23 protein-coding genes are annotated in these 26,695 nt (G+C 59.5%); 13 read left to right on the top strand and 10 right to left on the bottom strand.

Translation table 11 applies throughout. The features are described from left to right. Positions 1–49: 49 nt before the first annotated feature. Positions 50–1,600 (bottom strand): MocR-like pyridoxine biosynthesis transcription factor PdxR, encoded by a 1,551-nt coding sequence (gene pdxR, locus BLW70_RS04930; protein ID WP_074872120.1) that lies wholly within the window; start codon positions 1,598–1,600, stop codon positions 50–52. Between the two features lie 90 nt (positions 1,601–1,690). On the opposite strand from pdxR, the gene BLW70_RS04935 reads away from it, so the two are divergent. The 3 genes from BLW70_RS04935 to BLW70_RS04945 are packed head-to-tail and all read left to right on the top strand — an operon-like array spanning position 1,691 to position 3,459. Further along, positions 1,691–2,314, top strand: a complete 624-nt coding sequence (locus BLW70_RS04935) for an FMN-binding negative transcriptional regulator (protein ID WP_074872122.1) — start codon at positions 1,691–1,693, stop codon at positions 2,312–2,314. A gap of 9 nt (positions 2,315–2,323) precedes the next feature. Further along, the gene (locus BLW70_RS04940) at positions 2,324–2,770 is read left to right on the top strand and encodes a GNAT family N-acetyltransferase (protein ID WP_074872124.1); all 447 of its coding nucleotides are present in this window, start codon (positions 2,324–2,326) and stop codon (positions 2,768–2,770) included. Positions 2,771–2,787: 17 nt separating this feature from the next. Beyond that, positions 2,788–3,459 (top strand): GNAT family N-acetyltransferase, encoded by a 672-nt coding sequence (locus BLW70_RS04945; RefSeq protein ID WP_074872125.1) that lies wholly within the window; start codon positions 2,788–2,790, stop codon positions 3,457–3,459. Between the two features lie 120 nt (positions 3,460–3,579). On the opposite strand, the gene BLW70_RS04950 is transcribed toward BLW70_RS04945, so the two are convergent. Next, positions 3,580–4,479 carry a homocysteine S-methyltransferase family protein gene (locus BLW70_RS04950; RefSeq protein WP_074872127.1) on the bottom strand — a complete coding sequence of 300 codons (900 nt, stop codon included), beginning with the start codon at positions 4,477–4,479 and terminating at the stop codon, positions 3,580–3,582. 112 nt (positions 4,480–4,591) lie between these two features. Here BLW70_RS04950 and BLW70_RS04955 point away from each other — a divergent pair, with 112 nt between their 5' ends. From BLW70_RS04955 to BLW70_RS04965, 3 genes are all read left to right on the top strand, one after another. After that, complete coding sequence (locus BLW70_RS04955) at positions 4,592–5,413, top strand: ABC transporter substrate-binding protein (protein WP_074872128.1); 822 nt, start codon at positions 4,592–4,594, stop codon at positions 5,411–5,413. Continuing rightward, complete coding sequence (locus tag BLW70_RS04960) at positions 5,410–6,246, top strand: amino acid ABC transporter permease (protein WP_074872130.1); 837 nt, start codon at positions 5,410–5,412, stop codon at positions 6,244–6,246. The genes BLW70_RS04955 and BLW70_RS04960 overlap by 4 nt, the downstream gene beginning before the upstream one ends. A 222-nt stretch (positions 6,247–6,468) precedes the next feature. After that, positions 6,469–8,781 (top strand): autotransporter outer membrane beta-barrel domain-containing protein, encoded by a 2,313-nt coding sequence (locus BLW70_RS04965; protein ID WP_074872131.1) that lies wholly within the window; start codon positions 6,469–6,471, stop codon positions 8,779–8,781. A gap of 77 nt (positions 8,782–8,858) precedes the next feature. Here BLW70_RS04965 and oadA read toward each other — a convergent pair whose 3' ends face one another. Then, positions 8,859–10,667, bottom strand: a complete 1,809-nt coding sequence (gene oadA, locus BLW70_RS04970; RefSeq protein ID WP_074872132.1) for a sodium-extruding oxaloacetate decarboxylase subunit alpha — start codon at positions 10,665–10,667, stop codon at positions 8,859–8,861. A gap of 11 nt (positions 10,668–10,678) precedes the next feature. Then, positions 10,679–12,094, bottom strand: coding sequence for an acetyl-CoA carboxylase biotin carboxylase subunit (locus BLW70_RS04975; RefSeq protein ID WP_008156643.1), 1,416 nt, complete (start codon positions 12,092–12,094; stop codon positions 10,679–10,681). Positions 12,095–12,284: 190 nt separating this feature from the next. On the opposite strand from BLW70_RS04975, the gene BLW70_RS04980 reads away from it, so the two are divergent. Then, the gene (locus tag BLW70_RS04980) at positions 12,285–13,247 is read left to right on the top strand and encodes a LysR family transcriptional regulator (protein ID WP_074872135.1); all 963 of its coding nucleotides are present in this window, start codon (positions 12,285–12,287) and stop codon (positions 13,245–13,247) included. Here the strand turns inward: BLW70_RS04980 and BLW70_RS04985 are convergent. The 3 genes from BLW70_RS04985 to BLW70_RS04995 all read right to left on the bottom strand — a co-directional run bounded on the left by BLW70_RS04985 (position 13,189) and on the right by BLW70_RS04995 (position 17,474). Continuing rightward, positions 13,189–13,398, bottom strand: a complete 210-nt coding sequence (locus tag BLW70_RS04985) for a PA3496 family putative envelope integrity protein (RefSeq protein ID WP_074872137.1) — start codon at positions 13,396–13,398, stop codon at positions 13,189–13,191. The genes BLW70_RS04980 and BLW70_RS04985 overlap by 59 nt on opposite strands. A gap of 200 nt (positions 13,399–13,598) precedes the next feature. Further along, positions 13,599–14,465: a transcriptional regulator HexR gene (gene hexR, locus BLW70_RS04990; protein ID WP_008156648.1), complete on the bottom strand. Its 867-nt coding sequence runs from the start codon at positions 14,463–14,465 to the stop codon at positions 13,599–13,601. A gap of 135 nt (positions 14,466–14,600) precedes the next feature. Then, the gene (locus BLW70_RS04995; protein ID WP_074872139.1) at positions 14,601–17,474 is read right to left on the bottom strand and encodes an EAL domain-containing protein; all 2,874 of its coding nucleotides are present in this window, start codon (positions 17,472–17,474) and stop codon (positions 14,601–14,603) included. Positions 17,475–17,731: 257 nt separating this feature from the next. Here BLW70_RS04995 and uvrD point away from each other — a divergent pair, with 257 nt between their 5' ends. From uvrD to BLW70_RS05010, 3 genes are all read left to right on the top strand, one after another. Continuing rightward, entirely contained in the window at positions 17,732–19,915 is a 2,184-nt protein-coding gene (gene uvrD / locus BLW70_RS05000; RefSeq protein WP_074872141.1) for a DNA helicase II, read from the top strand. 313 nt (positions 19,916–20,228) lie between these two features. After that, a complete protein-coding gene (locus BLW70_RS05005) occupies positions 20,229–21,104 on the top strand; it encodes a Tim44 domain-containing protein (protein WP_074872143.1) in 876 nt (291 codons plus the stop codon). A 137-nt stretch (positions 21,105–21,241) separates the two neighbouring features. Then, complete coding sequence (locus BLW70_RS05010; RefSeq protein WP_008156656.1) at positions 21,242–21,649, top strand: SMI1/KNR4 family protein; 408 nt, start codon at positions 21,242–21,244, stop codon at positions 21,647–21,649. A gap of 21 nt (positions 21,650–21,670) precedes the next feature. Here the strand turns inward: BLW70_RS05010 and BLW70_RS05015 are convergent, their stop codons facing one another. Beyond that, positions 21,671–23,434, bottom strand: a complete 1,764-nt coding sequence (locus tag BLW70_RS05015) for a cation:proton antiporter (RefSeq protein WP_074872144.1) — start codon at positions 23,432–23,434, stop codon at positions 21,671–21,673. Between the two features lie 13 nt (positions 23,435–23,447). Here BLW70_RS05015 and BLW70_RS05020 point away from each other — a divergent pair, with 13 nt between their 5' ends. Continuing rightward, positions 23,448–23,666: a hypothetical protein gene (locus tag BLW70_RS05020; RefSeq protein WP_139273359.1), complete on the top strand. Its 219-nt coding sequence runs from the start codon at positions 23,448–23,450 to the stop codon at positions 23,664–23,666. A gap of 58 nt (positions 23,667–23,724) precedes the next feature. Beyond that, entirely contained in the window at positions 23,725–24,207 is a 483-nt protein-coding gene (locus tag BLW70_RS05025; protein WP_074872148.1) for an acyl-CoA thioesterase, read from the top strand. Positions 24,208–24,298: 91 nt separating this feature from the next. Here BLW70_RS05025 and pdxY read toward each other — a convergent pair whose 3' ends face one another. Then, positions 24,299–25,171 (bottom strand): pyridoxal kinase PdxY, encoded by an 873-nt coding sequence (gene pdxY / locus BLW70_RS05030; RefSeq protein ID WP_074872150.1) that lies wholly within the window; start codon positions 25,169–25,171, stop codon positions 24,299–24,301. A 120-nt stretch (positions 25,172–25,291) separates the two neighbouring features. Here pdxY and BLW70_RS05035 point away from each other — a divergent pair, with 120 nt between their 5' ends. Continuing rightward, on the top strand, positions 25,292–25,705 hold the full coding sequence (locus BLW70_RS05035) for a DUF3301 domain-containing protein (RefSeq protein ID WP_074872152.1): 414 nt from the start codon (positions 25,292–25,294) through the stop codon (positions 25,703–25,705). A 1-nt stretch (position 25,706) separates the two neighbouring features. Here the strand turns inward: BLW70_RS05035 and BLW70_RS05040 are convergent, their stop codons facing one another. Next, entirely contained in the window at positions 25,707–26,678 is a 972-nt protein-coding gene (locus tag BLW70_RS05040; RefSeq protein ID WP_074872154.1) for a CobW family GTP-binding protein, read from the bottom strand. Positions 26,679–26,695: the final 17 nt, after the last annotated feature.

Below are 26,695 nucleotides of genomic sequence, written 5' to 3' on the forward strand. Positions count from 1 at the left end.
GACGATCCTGCAGCCGACTACGTACTGCGTCGAATCACCAGTGCGCCCTTTACCGGCACCAGGCACTGCGCAAACGCGCAAGCGCTGATTCGATGGCCGCCTCCGGCACCGCCGCAAAACCCAGCACCAGCCCCGCTCGCTGATCCGCCGGAGTGCTCGAATCCGGTAGCCAGTAACTGCTCAGGCCGTTGATCTCGACATCGACGCGGGCTGCGGCTTCAATCAGTTCGCGCTCGCGGGCCTGAGTGTCGACCGCCACCGTCAAGTGCAGCCCTGCCGCGACATTCGGCAGGCTGCCAACTCCGGGAATGTCCGAGGGCCAGTTGGCCAGAAGTGTATTGCGACGACTCAACGCGGCGCGGCGCATGCGGCGGATGTGCCGCTGGAAATGCCCGGCCGCCATGAATTCGGCCATGACGGCCTGGGTGCTTACCTCGGAATGGCGCACATCGACCGCGCGGCGCTGGGCGAAAGCGTCCACCAATGCCGCTGGTAGCACCAGATAGCCCAGGCGCAATGCCGGAAAAGCCACTTTGCCGAACGTGCCGACGTAGAGCACCCGCCCGTGGCGATCAAGCGCAGCCAGCGGGGCCAGTGGCGCGCCGCTGTAACGGTATTCGCCATCGTAATCATCCTCGACGATCCAGCCCCCGGTTCGCTCGGCCCAGGCCAACAACTCCAACCGCCGCGCCAGACTCATCACCACCCCGGTCGGGTATTGATGCGACGGCGTGACATAGGCCAAACGACAATCCTTGAGCCCGTTCAATTCGGTGCAGTCGATACCCTCGCTGTCCACCGCCACCCCGTGCAATCGCGCACCGGCCACGGCGAACGCATGACCCGCCGCCCGATACCCCGGATTCTCGATCGCGACGCCATCGCCCGGCTCTACCAGCAGCTGTGCACAAAGGCTAATCCCTTGCTGTGCGCCACTGGTGATCACTATTTGCTCAGCCGTGCACTGCATCCCCCGGGAGCTGCGCAAATACGCGGCAATCAGACCGCGTAAACGGGCGTCGCCTGCCGGATCGCCGTAACACAACTGCTGCAGATCCGGTTTACGCCAGAAAGCCGCATTCAGCTTGGCCCAAACCTCGAACGGGAACAGGTCGAACGCCGGAACACCGACCCGAAACGCTCGGGGCGGACCACTCGGCGGCAAGGCCAAATGGTTCTTTTCCACGCGCCCCAGCGCACCGCTGTGGATAACTTTGCTGGATGAAACCACAGGTAAATCCAGCCAATTTGTGGATAAGGCTGTGGGTAACCCTGTTGACAACCCTGTGGACACTTTTGTGGATAGTTTTTTCACCGGCAACACTGATTGAGGCAATTGCGCGACATACGTCCCGTCACCCACACGCCCTTCAATAAAGCCCTCGGCGTAGAGCTGATCGTAGGCCCGGACCACGCTGTTTCGGGAAATCGACAACGCCGCCGCCAGATCGCGACTGGCCGGTAATCGCGTACCGCTGGCCAGCCGACCGTCAAGCACTCGCACCCGCAGGGCTTGATAGAGCTGACGACTCAAACCCTGACGGCGATCGAGTTCGATACCCGCCGGGTTGAATGACAAGGACAGTGGCTCGCGGGTCATGGCAATGGACCTATGAAATTGGTCGTTAATGGCTCTTACAACAGACCAATAGCCTGCCTAGGATGCAGGCATTCGCCAAGGAAAATCTCCATGTACACGCCCAGCAACTTTGCCATCGATGATTTGCATGAACTGCACCAGCAGATACTCGGCACCCGCCTCGCGGTGTTGGTCACCTATGGGGAACAAGGTCTGCAAGCCAGCCATTTACCGCTGCTGCTGAGTTCGGACCAAGGCCCGAATGGCACCCTTTATGGACACTTCGCCAAGGCCAATCCGCAATGGAAGGAACTGCAAAACGGCGCCGAAGCCCTGGTGATTTTTGCCGGTGCCGACGCTTACATCAGCCCTGGGTTTTACCCGAGCAAGGCCGAGCACGGCAAAGTCGTGCCGACCTGGAACTACGTTGCCGTGCATGCATACGGCACGGCCGAAGTGTTCACCGACACCGATCGCCTGCGCACTCTGGTCAGTGCACTGACCGATCGTCATGAAGCGGGTCGCGCCAATCCATGGAAAGTCGCTGATGCCCCCGCTGACTACATTGACGGGATGCTCAAGGCCATCGTCGGTTTTGCCTTGCCGATCCAGCGCCTGGAAGGCAAACGCAAGCTCAGCCAGAACCGCAACGCCGCAGACATCACCGGAGTGCGCGAGGGGCTTGCCGCCAGCCCTGATGTGCACGACCAGGCCCTCGCCCACTTGATGCGTTAAGGAATGAACATGAGTCAGATCGACATCCGCCAGGTCACCGCCGACGAGCACGCCGCCTGGTTGCCCTTGTGGCAAGCGTACCTGCGCTTCTACAACACCGAACTGCCTGAGCCCGTCACCCAAAGCACCTGGCAGCGCCTGCTCGACCCGGGCGAACCGACCCATGCCGCGCTGGCCTGGGCCGACGGCAAAGCGGTGGGCATGGTGCACTTCATCTACCATCGCTCGAACTGGAGCATCGAAAACTCCTGCTACCTGCAAGACCTGTTGGTAACGCCTGAAACCCGCGGCACTGGCGTCGGCCGGCAGTTGATCGAATACGTTTACGCCACAGCCAAAGAGGACGGTTGCTGCAAGGTCCACTGGCTGACCCACGAAACCAACGCCACCGCGATCCAGCTCTACGAGCGCATCGCCGAACGCCCCGGTTTCATCCAGTTTCGCAAAGCCCTGTAAGGTTCAAGGAGAACAGCATGTCGATTTCACTCGCCGACTGGAAAGGCGTTCCGGCGCCATCCGTCCAAACCCTCGAAGGGCGTTTCATCCGCCTGGAAAAACTCGATCCGGCGCGTCATGCCGACGGATTGTGGAAAGCCCTGCAAGGCCCCGGCTCCGACCCGAAACTCTGGGACTATTTGCCTTATGGGCCTTTCCCGGAGCGCAGCGCGTTCAACGATTGGCTGAACAATCATGCGGCCAATAGCGATCCGTATTTCTTCAGCGTGATCGACCGTGCCAGCGGCGATGTGCAAGGCATTCTCAGTTTGATGTCGATTGTTCCTTCACAAGGCCGGATCGAGATCGGCCATGTCACTTTCGGTGCGCCGATGCAGCGCTCGCCGAAAAGCACCGAGGCGGTTTACTTGCTCGCCAAGGAATCCTTTGCGCTGGGTTATCGGCGGCTGGAGTGGAAGTGCAACAACGGCAACGCCCGCTCCAAATACGCGGCCGAGCGGCTGGGGTTCAGTTTTGAAGGGGTGTTTCGCCAGCACATGGTGGTCAAGGGGCAAAATCGGGACACGGCTTGGTATTCGATTCTCGACTCGGAATGGCCGGCAATCGGGGCGGGGTTTGAGCGCTGGCTGTCCGATGAGAACCAGACGGATTCGGGGCAGGTGAAAACCCTGGCCGAGTGTCGCGGGTAAATCAGCGGCGCCTGGACGGACGCCTTCGCGGGCAGGCTCGCTCCCACAGGGTTTTGGGTTGACCACAAAATTGTGATCAGCCCCAATCCAATGTGGGAGCGGGCTTGCTCGCGAATGGCTTCACGCCAATTTCTGGGCAAGCACCGCAATATGTTCCGGCCCAATCCCGCAGCAACCGCCCAAATGACTGGCACCGCGTTCTTTCCAATCTGCCGCCCATTGCAAATAACCCGGCGGATCGAGGTCTTCGCGCAGCGGGTCCAGACCGTCGTTGGCCGTGGCCTCTTTCGGTTGCGGCGGGAAGGCATTGGCGTAGGCGCCGATGTGAATCGTCACCCCCAGACGTTCGAAGGTTTCCCGCGCGGCATCGATCGCAGCACCGATCACTTCCGGCTGGCTGCAATTGAACAGCAACGTCTCGACACCCAGCTCAGCCGCCGCGGCTGCGGCTTCAGCCACCGGCTCACCCGAACGCAAACGCGGCACTTCGTCCGTGTCTTCATCCTTCAGGGTAAACGACAGCCAGAACGGCTTGCCGTCCGTTGGCAGACCGGCGTGGATCGCTCGCGCTTCAACGATCGAGCTCTGGGTTTCCGCCAGCCACAGATCGACATGAGGCGCCAACCCCTTCACCAGCGGCGCCAACAATTCAGTCGCCCGGGCAGCATCGAAAAGGTCCGGACGGTAGGACCCAAACAGTGGCGGCAATGAGCCGGCCACACGCACCGCTTTGCCTGAAGCTTCTACAGCGCGCCGCGCCAGCTCACCGGCCAACGCCGCGAGCGCCTGCCCTTCTGCTGCAAAACGTTCTTCGCCAATGTGAAACGGCACCACCGCGTAACTGTTGCTGGTGATCACGTTCGCACCGCTTTCGATATAAGCCGTGTGCACTGCCTCTACCGCTTGCGGCGCTTCGCTCAAGGCCAGCGCCGACCACTCGGGCTGTCTGAACGGCGCGCCTCGACGCTGCAACTCACGACCCATACCGCCATCCAGAATTACCGTGCTTGCTGCGCCCATATGCTTTTCACTCATAAGCTTATGAAAATAACTCACTATCGGAGTCGTTCTTATAACTATTTAATACGCACCATCCGGTTAATAACAACCTCTTTTTTATCAGGGATCGACTGTGAAATTCCAACCGCTACTGGCCCTGGGCCTGACGATTCTGGCTGCCTCCACCCAAGCCTTTGGCGGCGCCACGCTGGATCGCGTCGAAAAAAAGAAAGAGCTCGTGGGCGTGTTGATGGAAAGCTATCCACCCTTCTCGTTCCTCAATGATCAGAACCAGCTCGATGGATTCGACGTCGATGTGGCCAAGGCCGTGGCAGACAAACTGGGCGTCAAACTGCGCCTCGAAACCCCGTCCTGGGACGTGATCGCCGCCGGCCGCTGGAGTGGGCGCTACGACATCTGCATCTGCTCCATGACCCCGAGCAAGGCCCGCGCCGAAGTCTTCGATTTCCCGGTTGAATACTACGCCTCGCCAGCGGTGATTGTGGTCAACGCCAAGGACGACAGCATCCACGGCGCCAAGGACCTGAGCGGCAAGAAAGTCGGTCTCACCAGCGCCTCCAGCTACGAAAGCTACCTGAACAAGAACCTGGTGATCGAAGGCGCCGAAGACACGCAATTGCAGTACCCGTTCGAGGACGTGCAGATTGCGCCGTATGACACTGACAATGTGGCATTCCAGGACTTGGGCCTGGGCACTGGCGTTCGACTGGACGCGATCCTCACCAACCTTGTCACCGCCCAGCCGCGCCTGACCGAAGACAAACGCTTCAAGCTCGCCGGCGAGCCGCTGTACTCGGAGCCGAACTCGGTGGCCATTGAAAAAGGCGACGCCCAGTGGGACGCCAAAGTGCGTGACGTCTTCGCTCAGCTCAAACAGGACGGCACCCTGAGTAAGCTGTCGCAAAAATGGATCGGCGCCGACATCAGTAAATGACTTCTTTCCCAACACCTCCCCAGCCGCCGCAACCGGTGGCTGAGTCGCGACTGCAACGGATCTTCGGTTTCCGCACGCGGCTGTACCTGACCTGGGCAGTGATGCTCGGCTTGTTCGCCAGTTTCTTCCTGAGCTTCGACCTGAAGTTCTCGATCATCCTCGACAAACTGCCGAACCTGATCGGCCTGCACCTGGCGCCCAACGGCTTCCTGCAGGGCGCGGCACTGACGTTGTTTTTGTGCCTGTGCTCGATCGTGACCTCTTCGCTGCTGGGCTTCATCACCGCCCTGGCGCGGCTGTCGAAAAGTGCCGTGGCCTTCGGTATTGCGAGCTTCTATGCCTCGTTCTTCCGTGGCACACCGCTGCTGATCCAGATCCTGCTGATCTACCTCGGCTTGCCACAACTCGGCATCGTCCCGGGCGCCATCGCCGCCGGTATCATCGCCCTGTCGCTCAACTACGGCGCGTACCTGAGCGAAATCTTCCGCGCAGGCATCCTCGGCGTCCCCCACGGCCAACGCGAAGCATCCCTGGCGCTGGGCATGCGTGAAACCGTGATCTTCTGGCGCGTCACCCTGCCCCAGGCCATGCGCACCATCATCCCGCCCACCACCAACCAATTCATCTCAATGCTCAAAGACTCGTCACTGATCTCGGTGATGGGGGTTTGGGAGGTGATGTTTCTGGCGCAATCGTATGGACGCTCGAGTTATCGCTACATCGAGATGCTGACGACGGCAGCGGTGATTTACTGGCTGATGTCGATTGGGCTGGAGCTGATTCAGGCGCGGATGGAGCGGCATTATGGGAAGGCGTATTTGAGCCGTAGCTAGTGAAAGGCAGATGAGTTTCCGAGTTTGCGATAGCCGACCATGTCTCTATTTGTTGTAAGAAAAAGCGTCAGCCAGAACAGGTAAAATCCACCATCCTCAGGAGGCTGGCAATTTTCTACACAACCTTCTGACAACCCCCGCAAGCCTGAGGGAAGCAGCTGACATCAGTACCTATAGCCTGCCTCTTAGAGTTTGGCCTCCTTTCAAACGAGGCCGTACTCGATGTCCGCTCAACACAAATTCCGACCAAAACACCTGGCGCTGGCCGTTGCGCTTACGCTGGGTTGCACTCAAATTTCGCTTGCCCAGCAACTATCCTTCGACGCCATTCCTTCGGGTGCAACGCCAGAGCAGCTCATCGCGGCGATGGACGCATTTATCAATGATCCCGCCACCGACAAAAACACCATTGGCAAAGCATCGGATGGTATTGATCGAAAATTCGGCGATGGAGATGATCTGGTCATTGTGTCTGGCCGCGGAGCCCTTGCAGGATTGATTGACGGTGGTGGCGGCATCAACTTCCTGCAACTTGATACCGCGAGCGGTGGCACGCTAGGTGAGAGTCGTCGTTTTGAAGGCCTGGAACTCAAACGAAGCACTTGGACCATGAATGGTTCCGGTGATTTCAATACCGGTGTCTTGATACGTTCAAAAGCAACGCTAATAAATAACGGAGATATCCAGGGCGGGGCATTGTCCCAAGGAACGCTTGTCAACAACGGAAGGATTGGCGGCAGCGCAACCGTGCAATCAGGCGGCACCCTGAACAATCCTGGAACTATCGAAGGCGACGTAGTTATCAATGAAAAAGGTGCCTTTGCGGGCAACGGTGTAACGGGTTCCCTGACGGTAAACGGAAAGCTTTCTGTCGACGGTTTGCACGGAGCACCGAAAGTTAGAGGTGACTTGAATCTCTCCAAAACTGCCGAGCTAACCTACGAGGTCAATCCCGACCGTAAAAGTGAAACGATATTAGTCGGTGGCACCGCCGACCTCGGCGGCGCCACACTGAATATCGTTGCAGCACCGGGTGACTACCCGTTACTCAGCGAAAACACCATCCTTGCTGCCAGTAAAGTCGAAGGGGAATTTGGGAAAGTCATCAATAACCTTGCCTTCTTAACGCCCAAGCTCGATTACCAAGAAAAGAAGGTCGACCTGATCCTCCTCCGTAACGATGTGCCGATCGAAAATGTCGCAACCACGGATAACGGGAAGGAAGTCGCCCAAAGCATTGAAGAGCCAACGGACATACCTCAAGCATCCTCCGTTGCTGTAGCTCCGAATCCACCTGCGAGTCCCGACACATCCGTTCAGGTCACCACACCAACAACTACCGCTGAAAAACCTTCGATAGCCGCAACGCCGCATACCACCGAACAGCCCGTCACAGCCGCTTCGCCACCCATCACCGACCAGCCCGTCGCAGCCGCAACTCAACCTCCTGTTACCAATCCCGTCGCCACAGTGCCAAAGGCATCCAGCCCAACAAACGCAGCTGTCGTCGCCCTGCTCAGCGCTGACAAACAAACGGCATCTATTGCCATCGAACAGCTGGCTGGCGGCCAAAACGCCAACCTTGCAAAAGCGACCCTGAACAGTGACAGCCCAATCAGCGCCACCATGCTCTCGGCCATGCGTCAGCTGGACAGCGCCAATAGCTACAGCAATTCCAGCAAGCGCAATGCACCACGCCTGGCCGCCGGCAGTGAAGACAATGGCCGGGTCTGGCTGCAAGCATTGGGTCACGGTGGGACGCTGGATCGCGACTACGATGCTCTGAAACACACAACCCACGGCCTGGTACTGGGAGCGGATTGGGGCATCGATGAGGAATGGCGCATCGGTGTAATGAGCGGTAAATCCGAGACGCGCCTGGATAGTCGAGGACTCGACGGCGATCTCGACAGCTGGCATTTGGGCGCTTATGCCCTGCGGCAAAACGGACCAATGTCCCTGCGCCTGGGCGCGACCTATAGCAACCACGACGGCAGCACTAAACGCCGGGTTGCCTTCAAAGGTTTCAGCGACCGCCCCGAAGGCCGTTACGATGCCAACACCCAGCAGGCCTTTGCAGAATTGGGTTACAACCTGGGCCGGGCGAACGTCAGCATCGAACCGTTTGCCAGCCTGGGTTACCAACGCTATCAGCGCGACACCTACACAGAAAAAGGTGGCGCAGCGGCGCTGAAGGTACAGGGTCAAACGCAGAACAATTTGAACAGCACATTCGGCCTGCGATTGGCGAAACTCAACACGCTGGATAACGGCATGCAACTGACACCGCGGTTCAGTGCCGGTTGGAAACACACCTACGGGAACGTCTACAGCGATACCCGCCAACGATTGGTGACGGGCGGAAAAAACTTCAGCGTTTCCGGCGCGTCGCTGGACCGTGACAGTCTGCTGGTCGATGCCGGGCTGGACCTTGGGTTATCAGCACAACATACCCTGGGCGTCGGCCTCACTGGCGAGGTCGGCACCGACAGCCGAAACCACGGCGTCACGGGTCAGTGGCGAATGAGTTTCTGACAGCCAAAAACCCGGGGCGAAAAAAAGGGGAGCACATGCCCCCCCGAGGTTTAAAGCGGTGTATCGAGGCTGTTAACTCAGCCTTCGATCTCGATCAGGATTTCGCCCGGGTTAACCCGGTCGCCCTTGGCCACATGGATGGCGGTGACTTTGCCGGCGATGGCCGATTGGACTTCGGTTTCCATCTTCATCGCTTCGCTGATCAGCACGGCCTGGCCGGCCTTCACGGTGTCGCCTTCCTTGACCAGCACGTCGACGATGTTGCCCGGCATGGTGGTGCTGACGTGGCCCGGTGCAGTGGCTTGCTTGCGCTTGCTGCTGCCGCCGCTGACGAATTCGTTGAGCGGTTCGAACACCACTTCTTCCGGCATGCCGTCGATAGACAGGTAGAAGTGACGCTTGCCTTCAGCCTTGACGCCCACACCGGTGATGTCGACGCGGTAAGTTTCGCCGTGGACGTCGATGACGAACTCGGTCGGCACGCCTTCGCCACCGGCCGAGGTCACACCGCCTGCTTCAGGAATCGGCAGCAGCACTTCTGGAGTCAGGGTGCCGGCGGCACGCTCTTCGAGGAACTTGCGCCCGATGTCCGGGAACATGGCATAGGTCAGCACGTCTTCTTCAGACTTGGCCACGGCGCCGATTTCGGCACGCAGCTTGGTCATTTCCGGCTTGAGCAGGTCAGCCGGACGCACGTCGATCACGTCTTCGCTGCCGATCGCCTGACGACGCAGTTTTTCATTCACGGTGCCCGGCGCCTTGCCATAACCGCCTTGCAGGTAAAGCTTCACTTCGTTGGTGATGGTCTTGTAGCGCTCACCGGCAAGCACGTTGAAGAACGCCTGGGTGCCGACGATCTGCGAGGTCGGGGTCACCAGCGGCGGGAAGCCGAGGTCTTCACGCACGCGCGGGATTTCCGCCAGCACTTCGCTCATGCGGTTCAGGGCGCCCTGCTCTTTCAACTGGTTGGCCAGGTTGGAAATCATCCCGCCCGGTACCTGGTTGACTTGAACACGGGTGTCGACAGCGGTGAACTCGCTTTCGAACTGGTGGTACTTTTTGCGCACGGCGTAGAAGTACAGACCGATCTCTTGCAGCAGCTCCAGATTCAGTCCGGTGTCGAACTCGCTGCCTTTAAGGGCGGCGACCATCGACTCGGTGCCTGGGTGACTGGTGCCCGAGGCGAAGCTGGAGATCGCGGTATCGATGTGGTCGGCACCGTTTTCGATGGCCTTGAGTTGGCACATCGCGGCCAAACCAGCGGTGTCGTGCGAGTGAATGAACACGGGCAGCGATTGCTCGGATTTCAATGCCTTGACCAGTTCGCCGGTAGCGTACGGCGTCAGCAGGCCTGCCATGTCCTTGATCGCCACCGAGTCGCAACCCATGGCTTCCATTTGCTTGGCTTGCGCCACGAACGCCTCGATGGTGTGCACCGGGCTGGTGGTGTAGGCGATGGTGCCCTGGGCGTGTTTGCCAGCTGCTTTCACCGCTTCGATGGCGACTCGCAGGTTACGCACGTCGTTCATCGCATCGAAGATGCGGAACACGTCGATGCCGTTGACCGCGGCCTTGGCGACGAAGGCTCTGACCACGTCGTCGCTGTAGTGGCGGTAGCCCAGCAGGTTTTGGCCACGCAGAAGCATTTGCAGGCGAGTGTTAGGCAAGGCCGCGCGCAGTTGGCGCAGACGCTCCCACGGGTCTTCCTTGAGGAAGCGGACGCAGGCGTCGAAGGTCGCGCCGCCCCAGCATTCCAGCGACCAGTAGCCGACTTTGTCGAGCTTGTCGCAAATCGGCAGCATGTCTTCGGTGCGCATGCGGGTCGCGAGCAGCGATTGGTGGGCGTCGCGCAGGATTGTGTCGGTAACGTGGATTTTCTTGCTCATTGTTCTATTCCTCACAGGCCTGCGTGGGCGGCGATGGCGGCGGCGATGGCCAGGGCCAGCTCTTCGGGTTTGCGCTTGATCGAGTAGTTGGTCAGTTCAGGATGGCTTTCAACGAAGCTGGTGTTGAACTGACCGCTACGGAATTCCGGGTTGCGCAGGATTTCCTGGTAGTACGCGGCGGTGGTCTTGACCCCTTGCAGACGCATGTCGTCGAGGGCGCGCAAGCCACGGTCCATCGCCTCTTCCCAAGTCAGCGCCCACACCACCAATTTCAGACACATGGAGTCGTAGAACGGTGGAATGGTGTAACCGGTGTAGATCGCCGTGTCGGTACGCACGCCGGGACCGCCGGGTGCGTAGTAACGGGTGATCTTGCCAAAGCTCGGCAGGAAGTTGTTTTTCGGGTCTTCGGCGTTGATCCGGAATTGCAGCGCGAAACCGCGGTGCTGGATGTCTTCCTGTTTCACCGAAAGCGGCAGGCCGGAGGCAATGCGGATCTGCTCGCGAACGATGTCGATGCCGGTGATTTCTTCGGTGATGGTGTGTTCCACCTGCACCCGGGTATTCATCTCCATGAAGTACACCTCGCCCTCGGCGAGCAGGAACTCCACGGTGCCAGCGTTCTCGTAACCCACGGCCTTGGCTGCGCGCACCGACAGGTCGCCGATGTAGGCGCGCTGTTCAGGGGTCAGTTGCGGGCTCGGGGCGATCTCGATGAGCTTCTGGTTGCGACGCTGGATCGAGCAGTCACGCTCGAACAAATGCACCACGTTGCCAAAGCTGTCGCCGAGGATCTGCGCTTCGATGTGCTTCGGATTGACGATGCATTTTTCCAGGAACACTTCCGCCGAACCGAAAGCCTTGGTGGCTTCGGAAATAACTCGCGGGAATGCTTGTTCAAGTTCTTCTCGGCTGTCGCAGCGACGGATACCGCGGCCACCGCCACCGGAAGTCGCCTTGAGCATCACCGGATAACCGATGCGATCGCCTTCGATCAAAGCTTCCGCGATATCCGCGACGTTGCCTTCGGTGCCCGGGGTAACGGGTACGCCAGCCTTGATCATGCTGCGACGGGCTTCAGTCTTGTCGCCCATGCGGCGAATCACTTCAGCCGATGGACCGATGAACTTGATGCCGCGTTCGGCGCAGATATCTGCCAGTTCAGCGTTTTCCGAGAGGAAGCCGTAGCCGGGGTGCAGCGCATCACAACCGGTTTCCACAGCCAGATTCACCAGCTTGCGCGCATTCAGGTAGCCGGCCAGTGGCTCGGCACCGATGCTGTGGGCCTCGTCCGCACGCTTCACATGCAGCGCATGGCGGTCGGCGTCGGAATAGATCGCGACCGAGCGAATGCCCATCTCGGCGCAGGCACGCACGATTCGTACGGCAATCTCACCACGGTTGGCGATCAGGATCTTTTTTATCACTTGGAGGTTCCCTTGAGCCGGTGGTACCCACGACCTGCTAGACCAGGTCGACGCGTGACCAAATGTTTCGATTCAGTCGCAGCCCCACACTAGCCCCCACAAGGGATTAACAAAAATGATTAATAATTGGGTCAGTCATAAGTAAAGACTTATAGTTGAGCCATCAGCCTGCGTCGAGGGAGCCAAAAAAATGCGTAAGTCATTGATGCGTATGACATTGCGTCAATTACAGATCTTCAATGAAGTCTGTGATTTGCGGTCCTACAGCCGAGCAGCCGATGAAATGTCTCTTACACAACCTGCCGTGAGCCTACAGATTCGTCAACTTGAAGAGCTGATTGGTCAGCCTTTGTTCGATTATGTCGGCAAAAAGCTCTACATGACCGAGGCAGCCGAAGCCCTCCAACGCGCCAGCCGGGATATTTTCGGGCGGCTGGAAAACCTCGATATGCAGCTTTCAGACATGCAGGGATCGCTGCAAGGACAGCTGAAGCTGGCGGTGGAATCCAGCGCCAAGTATTTCGTGCCGCATCTGTTTGCCGCGTTCAAGCGCCAGCATCCGGAAGTGAACCTGCAACTGACGGTGGTCAATCGCGGACAGGTCATTCGACGCCTGTCGGACAACCGCGACGACCTGGTGATCATGTCCATGGTGCCGCAGGACATGGGGCTGGAGTTCTTGCCATTCCTCAACAACCCGATCGTTGCCGTGGCGCCACCGGATCATCCGCTGTGCCACATGGGCCCGCTGCGCTTGCAGGATCTTGAACCCTACACACTGCTGATGCGCGAATCCGGCTCCGGGACGCGGCTGGCGTGCGAAGAATACTTCAAAGAGAAGCGCGTGCACTTCAACCAGACCCAGGAAGTCTCGTCAGCCGAGGCTCAGCGTGAATGTGTGGTGGCGGGTCTGGGCGTGGCGCTGTTGACGCGTCACGCCCTGAACCTTGAGTTGGCGACCGGCGGGTTGGTCGAGCTGCCAGTCGAAGAGCTGCCGTTGTACCGCAGCTGGTGCCTGGTGCAAGCCAAGGCAAAACGGCTGTCACCAGTGGCGCACGCATTCCTTGCGTTTATTCGCAGTGAGCGGGTGCAGATCAGCGCGCTGGTTGAGCGCTTCGACGGGAAGCTGCCGGTGCCGCCTGCCAGTAGTTGACTTCCAGCTCAGGGAAATCACCGATCTCGGCCAGCAGTTGGCGACGTTCGCAGCGATCTTCGATAGCGCGGCGAAATTCCATGCGGCGCTGGTCTTCCTGCTGACGACGGGTTCTGACGGCGCTGTTGCGTTCTTCGTAGGGCTGGGCCATTTCGAGTCTCCCAAGGCGTTTACGGGAGTTTCAAGATAGGCGCGAGGGATGACGGTTTGGCGGCGGGCGGGTTACAGGGAGATGAACGTTGTTCTGTGGCGAGGGGGCTTGCCCCCGTTCGGCTGCGCAGCAGTCGCAAAGATTTTGGGGCCGCTGCGCGACCCAACGGGGGCAAGCCCCTCACCACAATTCCAGAAGAATCAGTCGTCCAGCGCTTTTACCGATTTAGGCGAAAGCCGCAAACTGCGCAGGCTGCGCTTGACGCTCTTGAGGTGATTGACCAGGCTCGGCCCGCGCGCCATGGCCACGCCCATTGCCAATACGTCGATCACCACCAGGTGGGCAATGCGCGAGGTCAGCGGCGTATAGATCTCGGTGTCTTCGTGCACATCGATCGCCAGGTTGACGGTCGACAGTTCGGCCAGCGGTGTCTGGCTCGGGCACAAGGTAATCAGCGAAGCGCCGCTTTCGCGCACCAGATTGGCGGTGATCAACAAATCTTTGGAACGCCCGGACTGGGAAATACAGATCGCCACGTCGGTCGGTTTCAACGTGACCGCCGACATCGCTTGCATGTGCGGGTCGGAATACGCCGCCGCCGTCAGCAGCAAACGGAAGAACTTATGCTGGGCATCGGCCGCCACTGCGCCCGACGCGCCAAAGCCATAGAACTCGACCCGCTGGGCCTGCGACATCAACGACACGGCACGCTGCAACTCCACCGGATCAAGCTTCTCGCGAACCTCCATCAGCGTGTGCAGGGTGGTGTCGAAGATTTTCAGGCTGTAGTCAGCGACCGAGTCGTCTTCATGAATCGCGAACTGACCGAAGCTCGCGCCGGCAGCCAGGCTCTGTGCCAGTTTCAGCTTCAAGTCCTGGAAACCGGAGCAACCGATGGCGCGACAGAAGCGCACGATGGTCGGCTCGCTGATGCCCACGTTGTGGGCCAGGTCGGCCATGGAGCTGTGCATCACCGCCGCAGGATCAAGCAGCACGTGGTCGGCGACCTTGAGCTCCGACTTGCGTAAGAGGTGGCGTGACTGGGCGATGTGTTGCAGCAGATTCAAAGGGCTGGACTCTTTGTTATTGGCAGGTGCCGGGGATGTAGCACGCTTGTAGTTATACTACATGAATCGGCTTTTTGCCTGCTCAATGCGTAACTCGATGTCCCCATTTCACGCCACATGCGCTCCATGTAGCCCTTACAAGGGTTTCGCGTCCGCACGCAACAGCGCCGCCAGGCCATCGGCCTCGACCGGGCGACTAATCAAATAGCCCTGCACTTCATCGCAGTGCTCGGCTTTCAAAAACTCCAACTGTTCTGCCCGCTCCACACCCTCGGCCACCACTTTGAGCGACAAGCCGTGCGCCATGGCAATGATTGCCCGGGTGATCGCCGCATCCTCGCTACCCTCCCCCAGACCGCGGATAAATGCCTGATCGATCTTCACGTAATCCACAGGGATGCGCTTGAGGTAACTCAGGGACGAATACCCGGTGCCAAAGTCATCAATCGCCAACTTGACCCCCAAATCACGCAATTGCTGGAAGGTCGCGATGATGTGCTCGACGCTGTCCAGCAACTGGCTTTCGGTGAGTTCCAGTTCGAGGTAGTGCGGCGCCAGACCGGTTTCCTCCAGCACCTGACGCACCAGGCTGACCAACTTGCCCTGACGCAATTGATGCACCGACAGATTCACCGACACCCGAATCGGCGCAAGCCCCTGACGCTGCCACTCGCAGGCTTGCCAGCAGGCCTGACGCAACACGAACTCGCCGATCGGGCCGATCAACCCGGTTTCCTCGGCCAGGCCAATAAAATCCCCTGGCGGCACACGGCCCATCGTTGGATGATCCCAGCGCACCAGCGCTTCGGCGGCATTCAACCGCCCCGTGGCGAGGCACAGCTTCGGTTGGTAAAACACCTTCAACTGCTTCTCTTCGATGGCCTTACGCAGCTGGTTTTCCAGCTGCAAACGCTCCAGCGTGCTGGCTTGCAGGCTGTCGGTGTAAAACTGGAAGTTATTTCCGCCCAAGTGCTTGGCATGCTGCATCGCCATGTTGGACTGATGAACCAGCGCGGAGATTTCTCGCGCGTTGTCCGGCAACAGACTGATGCCCATGGACGCGCTAACCACCAGTTCATGGCCCTCGACAGTGATCGGCAAACGCAGCTTGGACGACAGTCGGGTCGCCACCCGCGCCAGGCTAGACAGGTTGCCGTAGGCATTGAACAAAACGGCAAACTCATCGCCGGACAAGCGAGCGATGGTGTCTGCCTCAGGCAATGCATTGACCAACCGCCGGGCCATTTTCTGCAAGAGCTGGTCGGCGATTTCATGGCCAAGGCTGTCGTTGAGCAGCTTGAAACGGTCCAGATTGATGTGCAGCAACGCCAGACTGCGGTAACCGCCCTGGCGCACCCGCTGATGAGCCTCGTTTAGCCGCTCGCGGAACAGTGAACGGTTAGCCAGCCCCGTCAATTCATCGTAATGCGCCAGGTAACGCATGCGCTCCTCGGATTCGCGCCGGGCCGATAGATCGGCGAAGAAGCCTACGATATGGCTTACATTTCCCCGAGCATCGCGCACCGCGTTCAGTTGCAACCATTGCGGATACAACTCGCCATTCTTGCGGGTTTCGACCAACTCGCCCTGCCAACTGCCGTGCTGCTCCAGCGCCTGACGAATCGCAGCGTAGTGTCGGCGAGCATCGCGGCTGCACGGCAACTCGACCACGTTGCGTCCGATCATGTCGTCAGTGTCATAGCCGGTGACCCGGCTGAAGGCCTGATTGACCGCGATCAACGCGTAATTCGGATCGAAAATCACGATGCCTTCACTGGCGGCTTCGAACACCGTTGCGGCCAGTTGTTGTTGCTCTTCCAGAGCCTTGCTGACGCTGATGTCGCGACGGGTACCGACCATGCGGATCACCCGGCCATTTTCGCCGCGCTCAACCGCCCGACCTCGGTCCTCGATCCAGACCCAATGGCCATCGCCGTGGCGGACGCGGTACTCAATCTGATAGTCGTCGCTGCGGCCTTTCAAATGCTCGACCAGCGCGCGCTTGAGCGACGGCAAGTCATCGGGGTGCAGCCGCGGCTTGAGGTGGCGAAGCATTGCCGTCACGAGTTCCGGTTCCAGGCCAAACAGCTCCTGAAGCTGGGTGTGATGAACTTCGTCGGTTTGCAGGTTCCAGTCCCACAAGCCCAATTCACTGGCCTTCAACGCCAGGGCGAGACGCGCTTCACTCTTGCTCAGGGCCTGGTTGGCGGCATCCAGTTCCAGGCTGCGCTGGGCGACGCGGCTTTCCAGCTCGATCTGAATTTGCCGCAACTCGTCTTCGGCACGACGACGCTGGTCGATTTCCTTGGCCAGCTTTTGATTGAGCTGGTCGCTGCAGTTTTGAGCCTGCTGCAAGTGTTCGATCAGCGCCTGATTCTGGAAGCGCCGTAATAGACCGTTATTGATGAGCCGATTGACCTGCCAGGCGACCACACTCAACGCGCCGAGCAAAATCAGACCAAACCAGCCCCAGCCCTGACTTTGTTCATCGCCGCCCCAGAACAGATAGCCAATGGCCGGCAACAGACAAGGCAAGGTAAAGGACAGGAACGCCGGCAGACTGACGGCATAGGCAACGCTGGCCGAAAGGGCGGCGGCGCCGATCAGGCCGAACACCCAGGCTTGTTGCATGAAGTTATCGACGGGCACCAGCGCAATGCCGGCGCCGGCCAGGGTCAGGCCGGTCATGGCCGAACCCAGCAAAAACATGCGGCGCCAGATCGGATGGGCCTGACGGTTGGGTATCGCCGAATCGAAGGCCGCGACCTGAATCACCCGCAGCGCCACCAGCGACAACAGCCACACCAGCCAGACGCTGACCAGGAAGTAGCGCTGCGGGCTCCAAAGCAAGCCAGCGCAGACCAGACCGTTGATCAACATGAATAACGTGGGCAGCAACGAGCCCTGATAAAGCAGACGCGTGCGTTCGACCGCCATTTCCATGGCGTACTGTTTGCGGATAACCCGGGGTTCCACAACGGGGCCCGACAGGTCGGTGCTGAGGGTCATAGGCAATGTTCTTGTTCTTATAATGATGAGCATGAGCCCGAAACGTCGACGGAGCATACACAAGCAAATGCCCCGGCCAAACCGCCCCGGATCATAAATAGACCAAAGTATCGACGGCCTGACCCCGTGTAAAAGCAGCCAAGCGAGCCCCGCCAACGCTTGCAGCCAGTGACTGACCGGTCGTCCAGCACTTATCTTTCATCGGCTAAAACAATGCAGGGTTTGCCCGGTGTGACGCCGCCCCCTAGAATGCCCCGATGCGCGATGATCTCTCCCTTCTGCTGAACTCCCTCAACGATGCCCAACGCCAGGCCGTAGCTGCCCGCGTGGGTCGTCAGTTGGTCCTGGCCGGTGCTGGTTCCGGTAAAACCCGAGTGCTGGTGCACCGTATCGCCTGGTTGATCCAGGTCGAAAACGCCTCCCCCCACTCAATCCTGTCGGTGACCTTCACCAATAAGGCCGCTGCGGAGATGCGTCACCGCATCGAGCAACTGATGGGTATCAACCCGGCCGGCATGTGGGTCGGCACCTTCCACGGCCTGGCGCACCGCTTGTTGCGGGCGCACTGGCAGGAAGCCGGCCTGAGCCAGACGTTTCAGATTCTCGACAGCGACGACCAGCAACGACTGGTCAAGCGGGTGATCCGCGAGCTGGGCCTGGACGAGCAGCGCTGGCCGGCCCGTCAGGCCCAGTGGTTCATCAACGGGCAGAAAGACGAAGGTCTGCGCCCGCAACATATTCAAGCCAGCGGCGACCTGTTCCTGGCGACCATGCGCAGCATTTATGAAGCCTACGAGGCCGCGTGCCTGCGCGCTGGCGTGATCGACTTCTCCGAACTGCTGCTGCGCGCCCTCGATCTGTGGCGCGATCATCCGGGCTTGCTGGCCCATTACCAAAAGCGCTTCCGGCACATTCTGGTGGACGAGTTCCAGGACACCAACGCCGTGCAATACGCCTGGTTGCGGCTGCTGGCCAAGGGCGGCGACAGCCTGATGGTGGTCGGCGACGACGATCAGTCGATCTACGGCTGGCGCGGCGCGAAAATCGAAAACATTTATCAGTATTCCGACGACTTCCCGGATGCCGAAACCATTCGTCTAGAGCAGAACTACCGCTCCACTGCCGGGATTCTCAAGGCTGCCAACGCCCTGATCGCCAACAACACGGGACGGATGGGCAAAGAGCTGTGGACCGACGGCGGCGAAGGCGAAGCGATCAATCTATACGCCGCGTTCAACGAACACGATGAAGCACGCTACGTGGTGGAAACCATCGAAAGCGCGCTGAAAACCGGCTTGGCCCGCAGCGATATCGCGATTTTGTACCGCTCCAACGCCCAATCACGCGTTTTGGAAGAAGCCTTGCTACGCGAGCGTATTCCGTACCGCATTTATGGCGGCCAGCGCTTCTTCGAGCGGGCAGAAATCAAAAACGCCATGGCCTACCTGCGCTTGCTGGAAGGTCGCGGCAACGATGCAGCGCTGGAGCGGGTGATCAACGTTCCCGCCCGCGGTATCGGCGAGAAAACCGTTGAAGCGATCCGCGACCATGCCCGCCACAGCGATGTGTCGATGTGGGAAGCCATGCGCCTGCTGGTGGCTAACAAAGGCCTGACCGGCCGTGCGGCCGGCGCGCTGGGCGCATTCATCGAGTTGATCGAGAACCTCGCCGCCAAGTGCATGGATATGCCGCTGCATCTGATGACCCAGACTGTCATCGAGCAGTCCGGGCTGATCGCCTATCACGAAGCGGAAAAAGGCGAGAAAGGCCAGGCACGGGTAGAAAACCTTGAGGAACTGGTCAGCGCCGCGCGCAACTTCGAAAATGCTGAAGAAGACGAAGACCTGTCGCCACTGGCGGCGTTCCTCGGTCACGCGTCACTGGAGGCCGGAGATACTCAGGCAGACGAGCATGAAGACAGCATTCAGCTGATGACCTTGCACAGTGCCAAGGGCCTGGAATTCCCTTACGTGTTCCTGGTGGGCATGGAAGAAGGCCTGTTCCCGCACAAGATGAGCCTTGAAGAACCGGGTCGTCTTGAAGAGGAGCGCCGTTTGGCCTACGTCGGAATCACCCGGGCCATGCAGAACCTGGTGATGACCTATGCGGAAACCCGACGCCTGTACGGCAGCGAGACTTACAACAAGGTGTCGCGTTTCGTACGTGAAGTGCCGAAAGGCCTGATCCAGGAAGTGCGGCTGTCCAACAGTGTCAGCCGTCCGTTCGGCGGCGGCCAGCAGCAGAGCTCCAGCAGCCTGTTTGGCGGTAGCGAGATCCCGGACACCGGGTTCAGCCTCGGCCAGACCGTACGGCATTCGGTGTTTGGCGACGGTGTGATCCTGAACTTCGAAGGCGCCGGGGCCCAGGCTCGGGTGCAGGTGAACTTCAGCGAAGGCAGCAAGTGGCTGATGCTGGGTTACGCGAAGCTGGAAGCGATCTAAAAGCGACCGTCAGGGACATTTCTGTGGGAGCGAGCCTGCTCGCGATGAACGATGACGCGGTGTTTCTGCTATTCCGCGCTGCAACTATTCGCGAGCAGGCTCGCTCCCACAGTTTGATCGTGCAGCGGCGCTTGTCGCTTTTCCTACAGAACTAATCCACTCGTCCTACAGACCAAAACTAACAGGTCTTATTGCGCTGACTGAAGCTGAACACAACCTGTCAGGCAAAAGCCCGAAACACTCTGCCGCTAGCCAGTAACACTCCAGCTGTGCAACATGGCGCGCGTGCCTTCCACAAATGGGAATTCCCTTTATGAAACGTTTTCTTAGCATCGCCATGGCGTTGTGCATTGGCCTGACGATGAGCCTCGACGCCAATGCCGCCAAGCGCTTTGGTGGCGGCAAGAGCTCCGGCGCTGCGCCGACTCACCAGACCAGCCAAATGGCTCCTTCTTCTGCCGCAGGTGGTGCTGCCGCCACTGCGGGCGCGGCCGGTGCCGCGGGCGCTGCCGCCAAGGCCGGCGGCGCTTCGCGCTGGCTCGGCCCTCTGGCCGGCATCGCGGCCGGTGGCCTGCTGGCCTCCATGTTCATGGGCGATGGCTTCCAGGGCATGCAGATCTTCGACATCCTGATCATGGCGGTCATCGCCTTCCTGGTCTTCCGTTTCATCGCCGCTCGGCGTCGCAAGCAGCAGGAGCACATGGCTCCAGCTGGCGCCCCGATGCAGCGTGAAGTGTTCGAGCAGAAACCAACGGCCATGGGCTCGATCTTCGGCGGCTCGGCAGCACCGGTTGCCGCTCGTCCGGTAATCAATGCTCCGGCCTGGTTCAATGAGAACAACTTCATTGAAGCGGCCCGCAACCACTTCCAGTCCCTGCAGCAGCACTGGGACGCTAACGAAATGGACAAGATCGCCGAGTTCGTGACTCCGCAACTGCTGGAGTTCCTCAAGCGCGAACGTGCCGATCTGGGCGACGGTTTCCAGTCCACCTACATTGATAACCTCAATGTTCAACTGGACGGCGTGGATGATCGGGCCGACAAGACCATCGCCACCCTGACCTTCACCGGTGTGTCGAAGACCTCGCGTTTCGACCAGGGCGAAGTGTTCAGCGAAAGCTGGAACATGGAACGTCCGCAGGGCGAGAACCAGCCTTGGCTGGTCGCCGGTATCCGCCAGAACGGCTGATCCCCTCCCGCGTTAAGCATGTTGTAATAAAAACCCCAGCCTCGGCTGGGGTTTTCTATTTCGCGGTTGCATCTATAGCGAGCTACTGTATAAACCGCCCCAACTAAACCGCGCCATCAAGCAAGAGGATCCCGGACGTGGAAGAAATCATCGAACAACTGCGTGAAGCCAACGAACCGGTACCGGTCCCCTTGGAGTTACCCGACGAAGATCAACTGGTGGAAATCGAAGAACAGCTGTTCATCGACATTCCGTTTGTCTTCAGGGAGTTTTTGCTGACCGTCAGCGACGTCGTCTACGGCAGCCTGGAGCCGGTGACCGTTACCGACCCGCAATCCCACACCTACCTGCCGGACGTTGCCGCCAATGCCTGGGATGCGGGTGTTGATCGCAGCATGATTCCGATCTGCCAGGACGGTGACAACTACTACCTGGTCGAAGAAGACGGCACCGTGGTGCTGTGGTTGGCCGAAGAAGAGCTGATCGCCGAAGAAACCTGGGAATCGGTATGGCACTGGGCGCGGGACGTCTGGCTGGAAAGCTGAGACGCCTGACGCGCTACAGGGTTAATGCCCGGACGAATCCTTGTGGTTGTCCAGTGTGTCGAGCAACGCCACCTGCATCCGCGTGTGCACGCGGATGAACCAGCGCCAGAGCAGCGCCGCCACAGCGGCCGCGACGACGACGATCAGGACCAGCAACTTGTTGGTCGGCAGAATACTGGCCGACAAGGCTGCCAGCAGCAGAAAAATCACCAGCAGCGAGAGGATCGGGATCACTTCGGCGATCACCCGACGCACACGCTGCGTATGGCGGCCGGCCATCTCCGGCTTCACGCCCATCTCCGCCAACAGCATCGAGAGCGCCTTGAGCTTGCGATAGGCGGCGATCAGGAACGGCAGCGACAACAGCAACGCCCCGCCCCAAATCAACGCTTTCTGCCAGCTCGGGTCGCTGATCCAGTCTTGCAGGTAAGCGGACATGCGCTCGGCGAAAAAAGCACCCGAGAAGAAGATCGCAATCACCAGCGCCAGATTGACGCCCACCTGCAACAGAATCCGCCGAATCATCGACGCCAGCAGCGCGCCCTCGCCCTGGGGCTGGATGCTGCGCAGCCATTCGCCGTACATCCCCAATACCCTGCCCAGTCGCTTCGGCATCACCGCGGCAAGCTTGATCGACAGCGGATCAGCCGCGCGGATCAAGTAAGGCGTCAGCAATGTGGTGATCACAGAGACGGCAACGGCGACCGGGTAAAGGAAGTTGCTGGTGACCTGCAACGTCATGCCCAACGCCGCGATGATGAAAGAAAATTCGCCAATCTGCGAAAGCCCCATCCCGACTCGAAGTGAGGTGCGTCCATCATTGCCAGCGATAAAGGCACCAAGGCCACAAGAAAACATCTTGCCCAGCACCACGGCCACGGTGATCACCGCAATCGGCCACGCGTATTGCAGCAGGATCATCGGATCGAGCATCAACCCAATGGCGACAAAAAAGATCGCACTGAACAGGTCGCGAACGGGTTCGATCAAACGCTCGATTTTCAGCAATTGCCGGGATTCAGCCATGATCGCGCCAATCAGGAAGGCGCCTAGCACCATGCTGTATTCAAGTTTGACCACCAGCAAACAGAAGCCGAAACACAGGCCTAACACCGTGATCAGCAGCATTTCATTACTGTCGAACTTCGCCACGTAAGCCAGCAATCGCGGCACCAGCAGAATGCCGATGACCAGTGCGACAACCATGAACAGCGAGAGCTTGCCGACCGTTGAAAACACTTCGCCGGAACTGACCGTGCCGCTGACCGCGATGCTCGACAGCAAGGCGATGATGCCGATGCCAAGGATGTCTTCAACGATCAGTACGCCGAAAATCAGCTGTGCGAAGCGCTCGTTCTTCATCTTCAGATCGTTGAGGGCCTTGACGATGATGGTGGTTGAGGAAATCGCCAGGATCGCGCCGAGGAACAGCGAGTCCATGGTGTTCCAGTCGAACCAGCGACCGATCTCGTAGCCGATCCAGATCATCAGTACGATTTCCAGGAACGCCGCAATGAATGCTGTGGCGCCGACCTTGAACAACTTGCGCAGGCTGAACTCCAGGCCCAGACAGAACATCAGGAAAATCACCCCGAGTTCGGCGAGGGTTTTGATGGTGTCTTCGTCGTGGATCAGGCTGAACGGAGGAGTGTGCGGGCCGATGATGAAGCCGGCGACGATGTAGCCGAGCACCACCGGTTGTTTGAAGCGATGAAACAGCACGGTCACCACACCCGCGATCAACATAATCACTGCCAGGTCTTGAATGAAACTGATGGCGTGCATGGTGTGGGGCTCCTTGGCTGACATTGCTCAATCGACAGACGTGGGAAAGGTCTGTTCGGGCAAGGTAAAAAAACCACTTTCCGCGTGGGAAATTACCCTTGAGAAAGGGCTTTTGAAGGGTAACACCGCGACTTCTGGCACAAAGGCGGCGCAATATATGGAAACAGATCGATCCGGGCGTGACGGCAGCCACCCGCCCGGCGTCCCGATAACGGTTGGTTTGAAAAGCTGACAAGGCTCCCGCAGAGGTGCCGCCCTCCCGAAATTCTGCCTTGAACCGTGAGAACGCTATGGAACCCGGAAACGCACAACTGTCGATGACGGTATTGATGACCCCCGACATGGCCAACTTCTCTGGCAATGTCCACGGCGGTACCTTGCTCAAATACCTCGACGAAGTGGCTTACGCGTGCGCCAGCCGTTATGCCGGCCGCTACGTGGTGACACTGTCGGTGGACCAGGTGATTTTCCGCGAGCCGATCCATGTCGGCGAACTGGTGACCTTTCTGGCCTCGGTGAACTACACCGGCAACACCTCCATGGAGGTGGGCATCAAGGTGGTGACCGAGAACATCCGCGAGCGCTCGGTGCGCCACACCAACAGCTGCTTCTTCACCATGGTCGCCGTGGATGACGACCGCAAACCGGCTGCTGTCCCGCCACTGCAACCGCAGAACAGCGAAGACAAACGCCGCTTCATGCAGGCCCAGCAACGTCGGCAGATTCGTCAGGAGCTGGAAAAGCGCTATCAGGACATCAAGGGCGACGCCTGACATGTTTGGTCGTTAGATCGCATCGCGGGCAAGCCTCGCTCCTACAGATTTCTCACCGTACCTGTAGGCGCGAGGCTTGCCCGCGAAGCTTTTAAAGGCTTATCGCTGTCGCTTCAAACCGCACCCGCGGATGGGCAATCCGGTCCTGAGCCCGTACCAGTTCCAGCTCATAGCTGGAGCAAGCCTGGGTTTCCAGCAGCACTTCATGTACCGCCGACGCGGCGAATTCGAAAGCCGCCACCAGGCTATCGCCCAACAGTACGCGAGCCAGAAACAGTCCGGAGGTCAGGTCGCCGACGCCCACCGGCTGACGCGGGAACGCCAGCAGCGGACGGCGCAAGTGCCAGCTGTCTTCGGCGGTCACCAACAACATCTCGAAAACATCCGCCGGTTTTCCGGGATAGTCCAGATGCTTGACCAGCACAGCCTTCGGACCACGCGCCAGCAACGCTCGCGCCATGGCCAGGCAATCAAACAATGATTGCGGCTTGCGCCCCGAAAAGCTGTCCAGTTCCAGCTGGTTCGGACACATGAAGTCCGCCACGGCAGCCGCTTCCTCCAGCAGAAAATCGCTGACTTCGGCGGGCACGCTGCACCCCTTCTCCGGATGGCCCATCACCGGGTCACACAGATACAGCGCCTTGGGATTCATCGACTTGATCCGCGCCACTCCCGTCAGGATCGCCCGGCCCTGAGCAGCACTGCCGAGATAGCCGGACAACACGGCGTCGCAGTTGCCCAGCTCGCCAATCGCCGCGATGCCTTCGACCAGGTCGGGAATCTGATGCGGCGCCAGCACTTCACCGGTCCATTGGCCGTACTGGGTGTGGTTGGAGAACTGCACGGTATTGAGCGGCCAGACATTCACCCCGACCCGCTGCATCGGAAAAACCGCGGCGCTGTTGCCAGCGTGGCCGAACACCACGTGGGACTGGATGGCGAGCAGATGAGGCGTACGTTTCATGCGGTGGGTTTTCCGTCAAACGATTGAAATTCAAGCCGCGCAGTATGCGACTAAACGCAGCCTGTACGACAGACCGGCGACGCAGTTAAGCTGACACCATCTTGTTGGAGCAACGTGTTGATGCTGACCCTTGGAAATATCTTCGTCCTGATGCTGCTTGCCACCGGTGGCGCGTGGTTATGGCATAACCACGGCTTGCGCGAGCGCGCGCTGGAGCGGGTCAAGCTGCATTGCACCAAGCTCGGAATCGAGCTGCTGGACGGCAATGTGGCCTTGAAGAAGATTGCGTTCATTAAAGACGCCAACGGCCGGCGGCGCCTCGCCCGTGTGTATAACTTCGAGTTCACCGTCACCGGAGAAAGCCGTCACAACGGCACCATCACCCAGTTCGGTGCCCACAGTGCGCAGATTGAGCTGGCGCCCTACCCGATGCCGTTCGACGACACGCCTGCGGTAGACGATGTCGTGAAACCGCGCGCCGAGGTGATCGAGATGAGCCAGTGGCGGCAAGAACACACTAAATGGCGTCCTTGATTCACGTCTTGCTCGACCGGCAGTCGGCTAGATTACTTTGCAATGAATCAACATCCTGCGGCTCACTGAAAATCAGCTCGATACGCGAATCACGCCGCCATTCGCTGGGCTGCCAATCCAGCATCGAATTTTCCAGCGCATTTACCGAAACCCAACCGTTGACGCTGTGGATAACCAGCTTCGCCCGCCGCCAGGCAAGGCTTTCAAGCCAACGACCAACGAGCGTCGCATCGAAAGTCTGACTCGGATGCCAGCGCCACCCCACGCTCCAGCCGCCCTCCTGCTCCTGGCTCAAGCAAATTGGCAGCGCAAGTTCGGTCCAGATGGCCGGCAGCTGCGCCAATCCTTTGGGCGCAACGAAGTTATCCACACCCGCTACAGCCTGAACCCCAAGCCCAGGTAACTCACTCAATGGCAACGCGGCTTGCTGCGTCCAGTACAACGGGCGTGCCGGCAACCGTGCAGCGATTCGCTGGCGATCGGCGTCGTCTAGATTTTCGGCTTTATTCATCAGCAACAGACCGGCGCTGCTCAGTGCTTCCTGTTGCGCCACCGGCAGCGGTTTACCGGCGGCAAGCGCCAGGGCGTCCAGCACCAGTACGCAGGGTTGTACAGCCAATACACCTTGCCACGGCGCCTCACTCAATTGCCTGAGCAATTGCGCCGGATGCCCAAGCCCAGAGGGCTCGATAAACAGCCGATCCGGCCGCGCCTTGCGCAGCAAACGCCCGAGGCCGATCTGAAATGGCGCACCATTGACGCAACACAAACAGCCCCCGGCCACTTCGCCCAGTGCGATACCATCGGCATCCCGGGTCAACAACGCAGCGTCGAGGCCGATCTGGCCGAACTCGTTGATCAGCACCGCCCAGCGCTCATTCGCAGGCCGCTGCGCCAGCAGGTGCTTGATCAGGCTGGTCTTGCCGGCACCCAAAGGGCCTGCAATGACGTGCGTGGGAATGTTCTGCAACATGGTCGAAAGTTTCTGAG

The organism is Pseudomonas frederiksbergensis (assembly GCF_900105495.1).
GTDB classification, from domain to species: Bacteria; Pseudomonadota; Gammaproteobacteria; order Pseudomonadales; family Pseudomonadaceae; genus Aquipseudomonas; species Aquipseudomonas frederiksbergensis.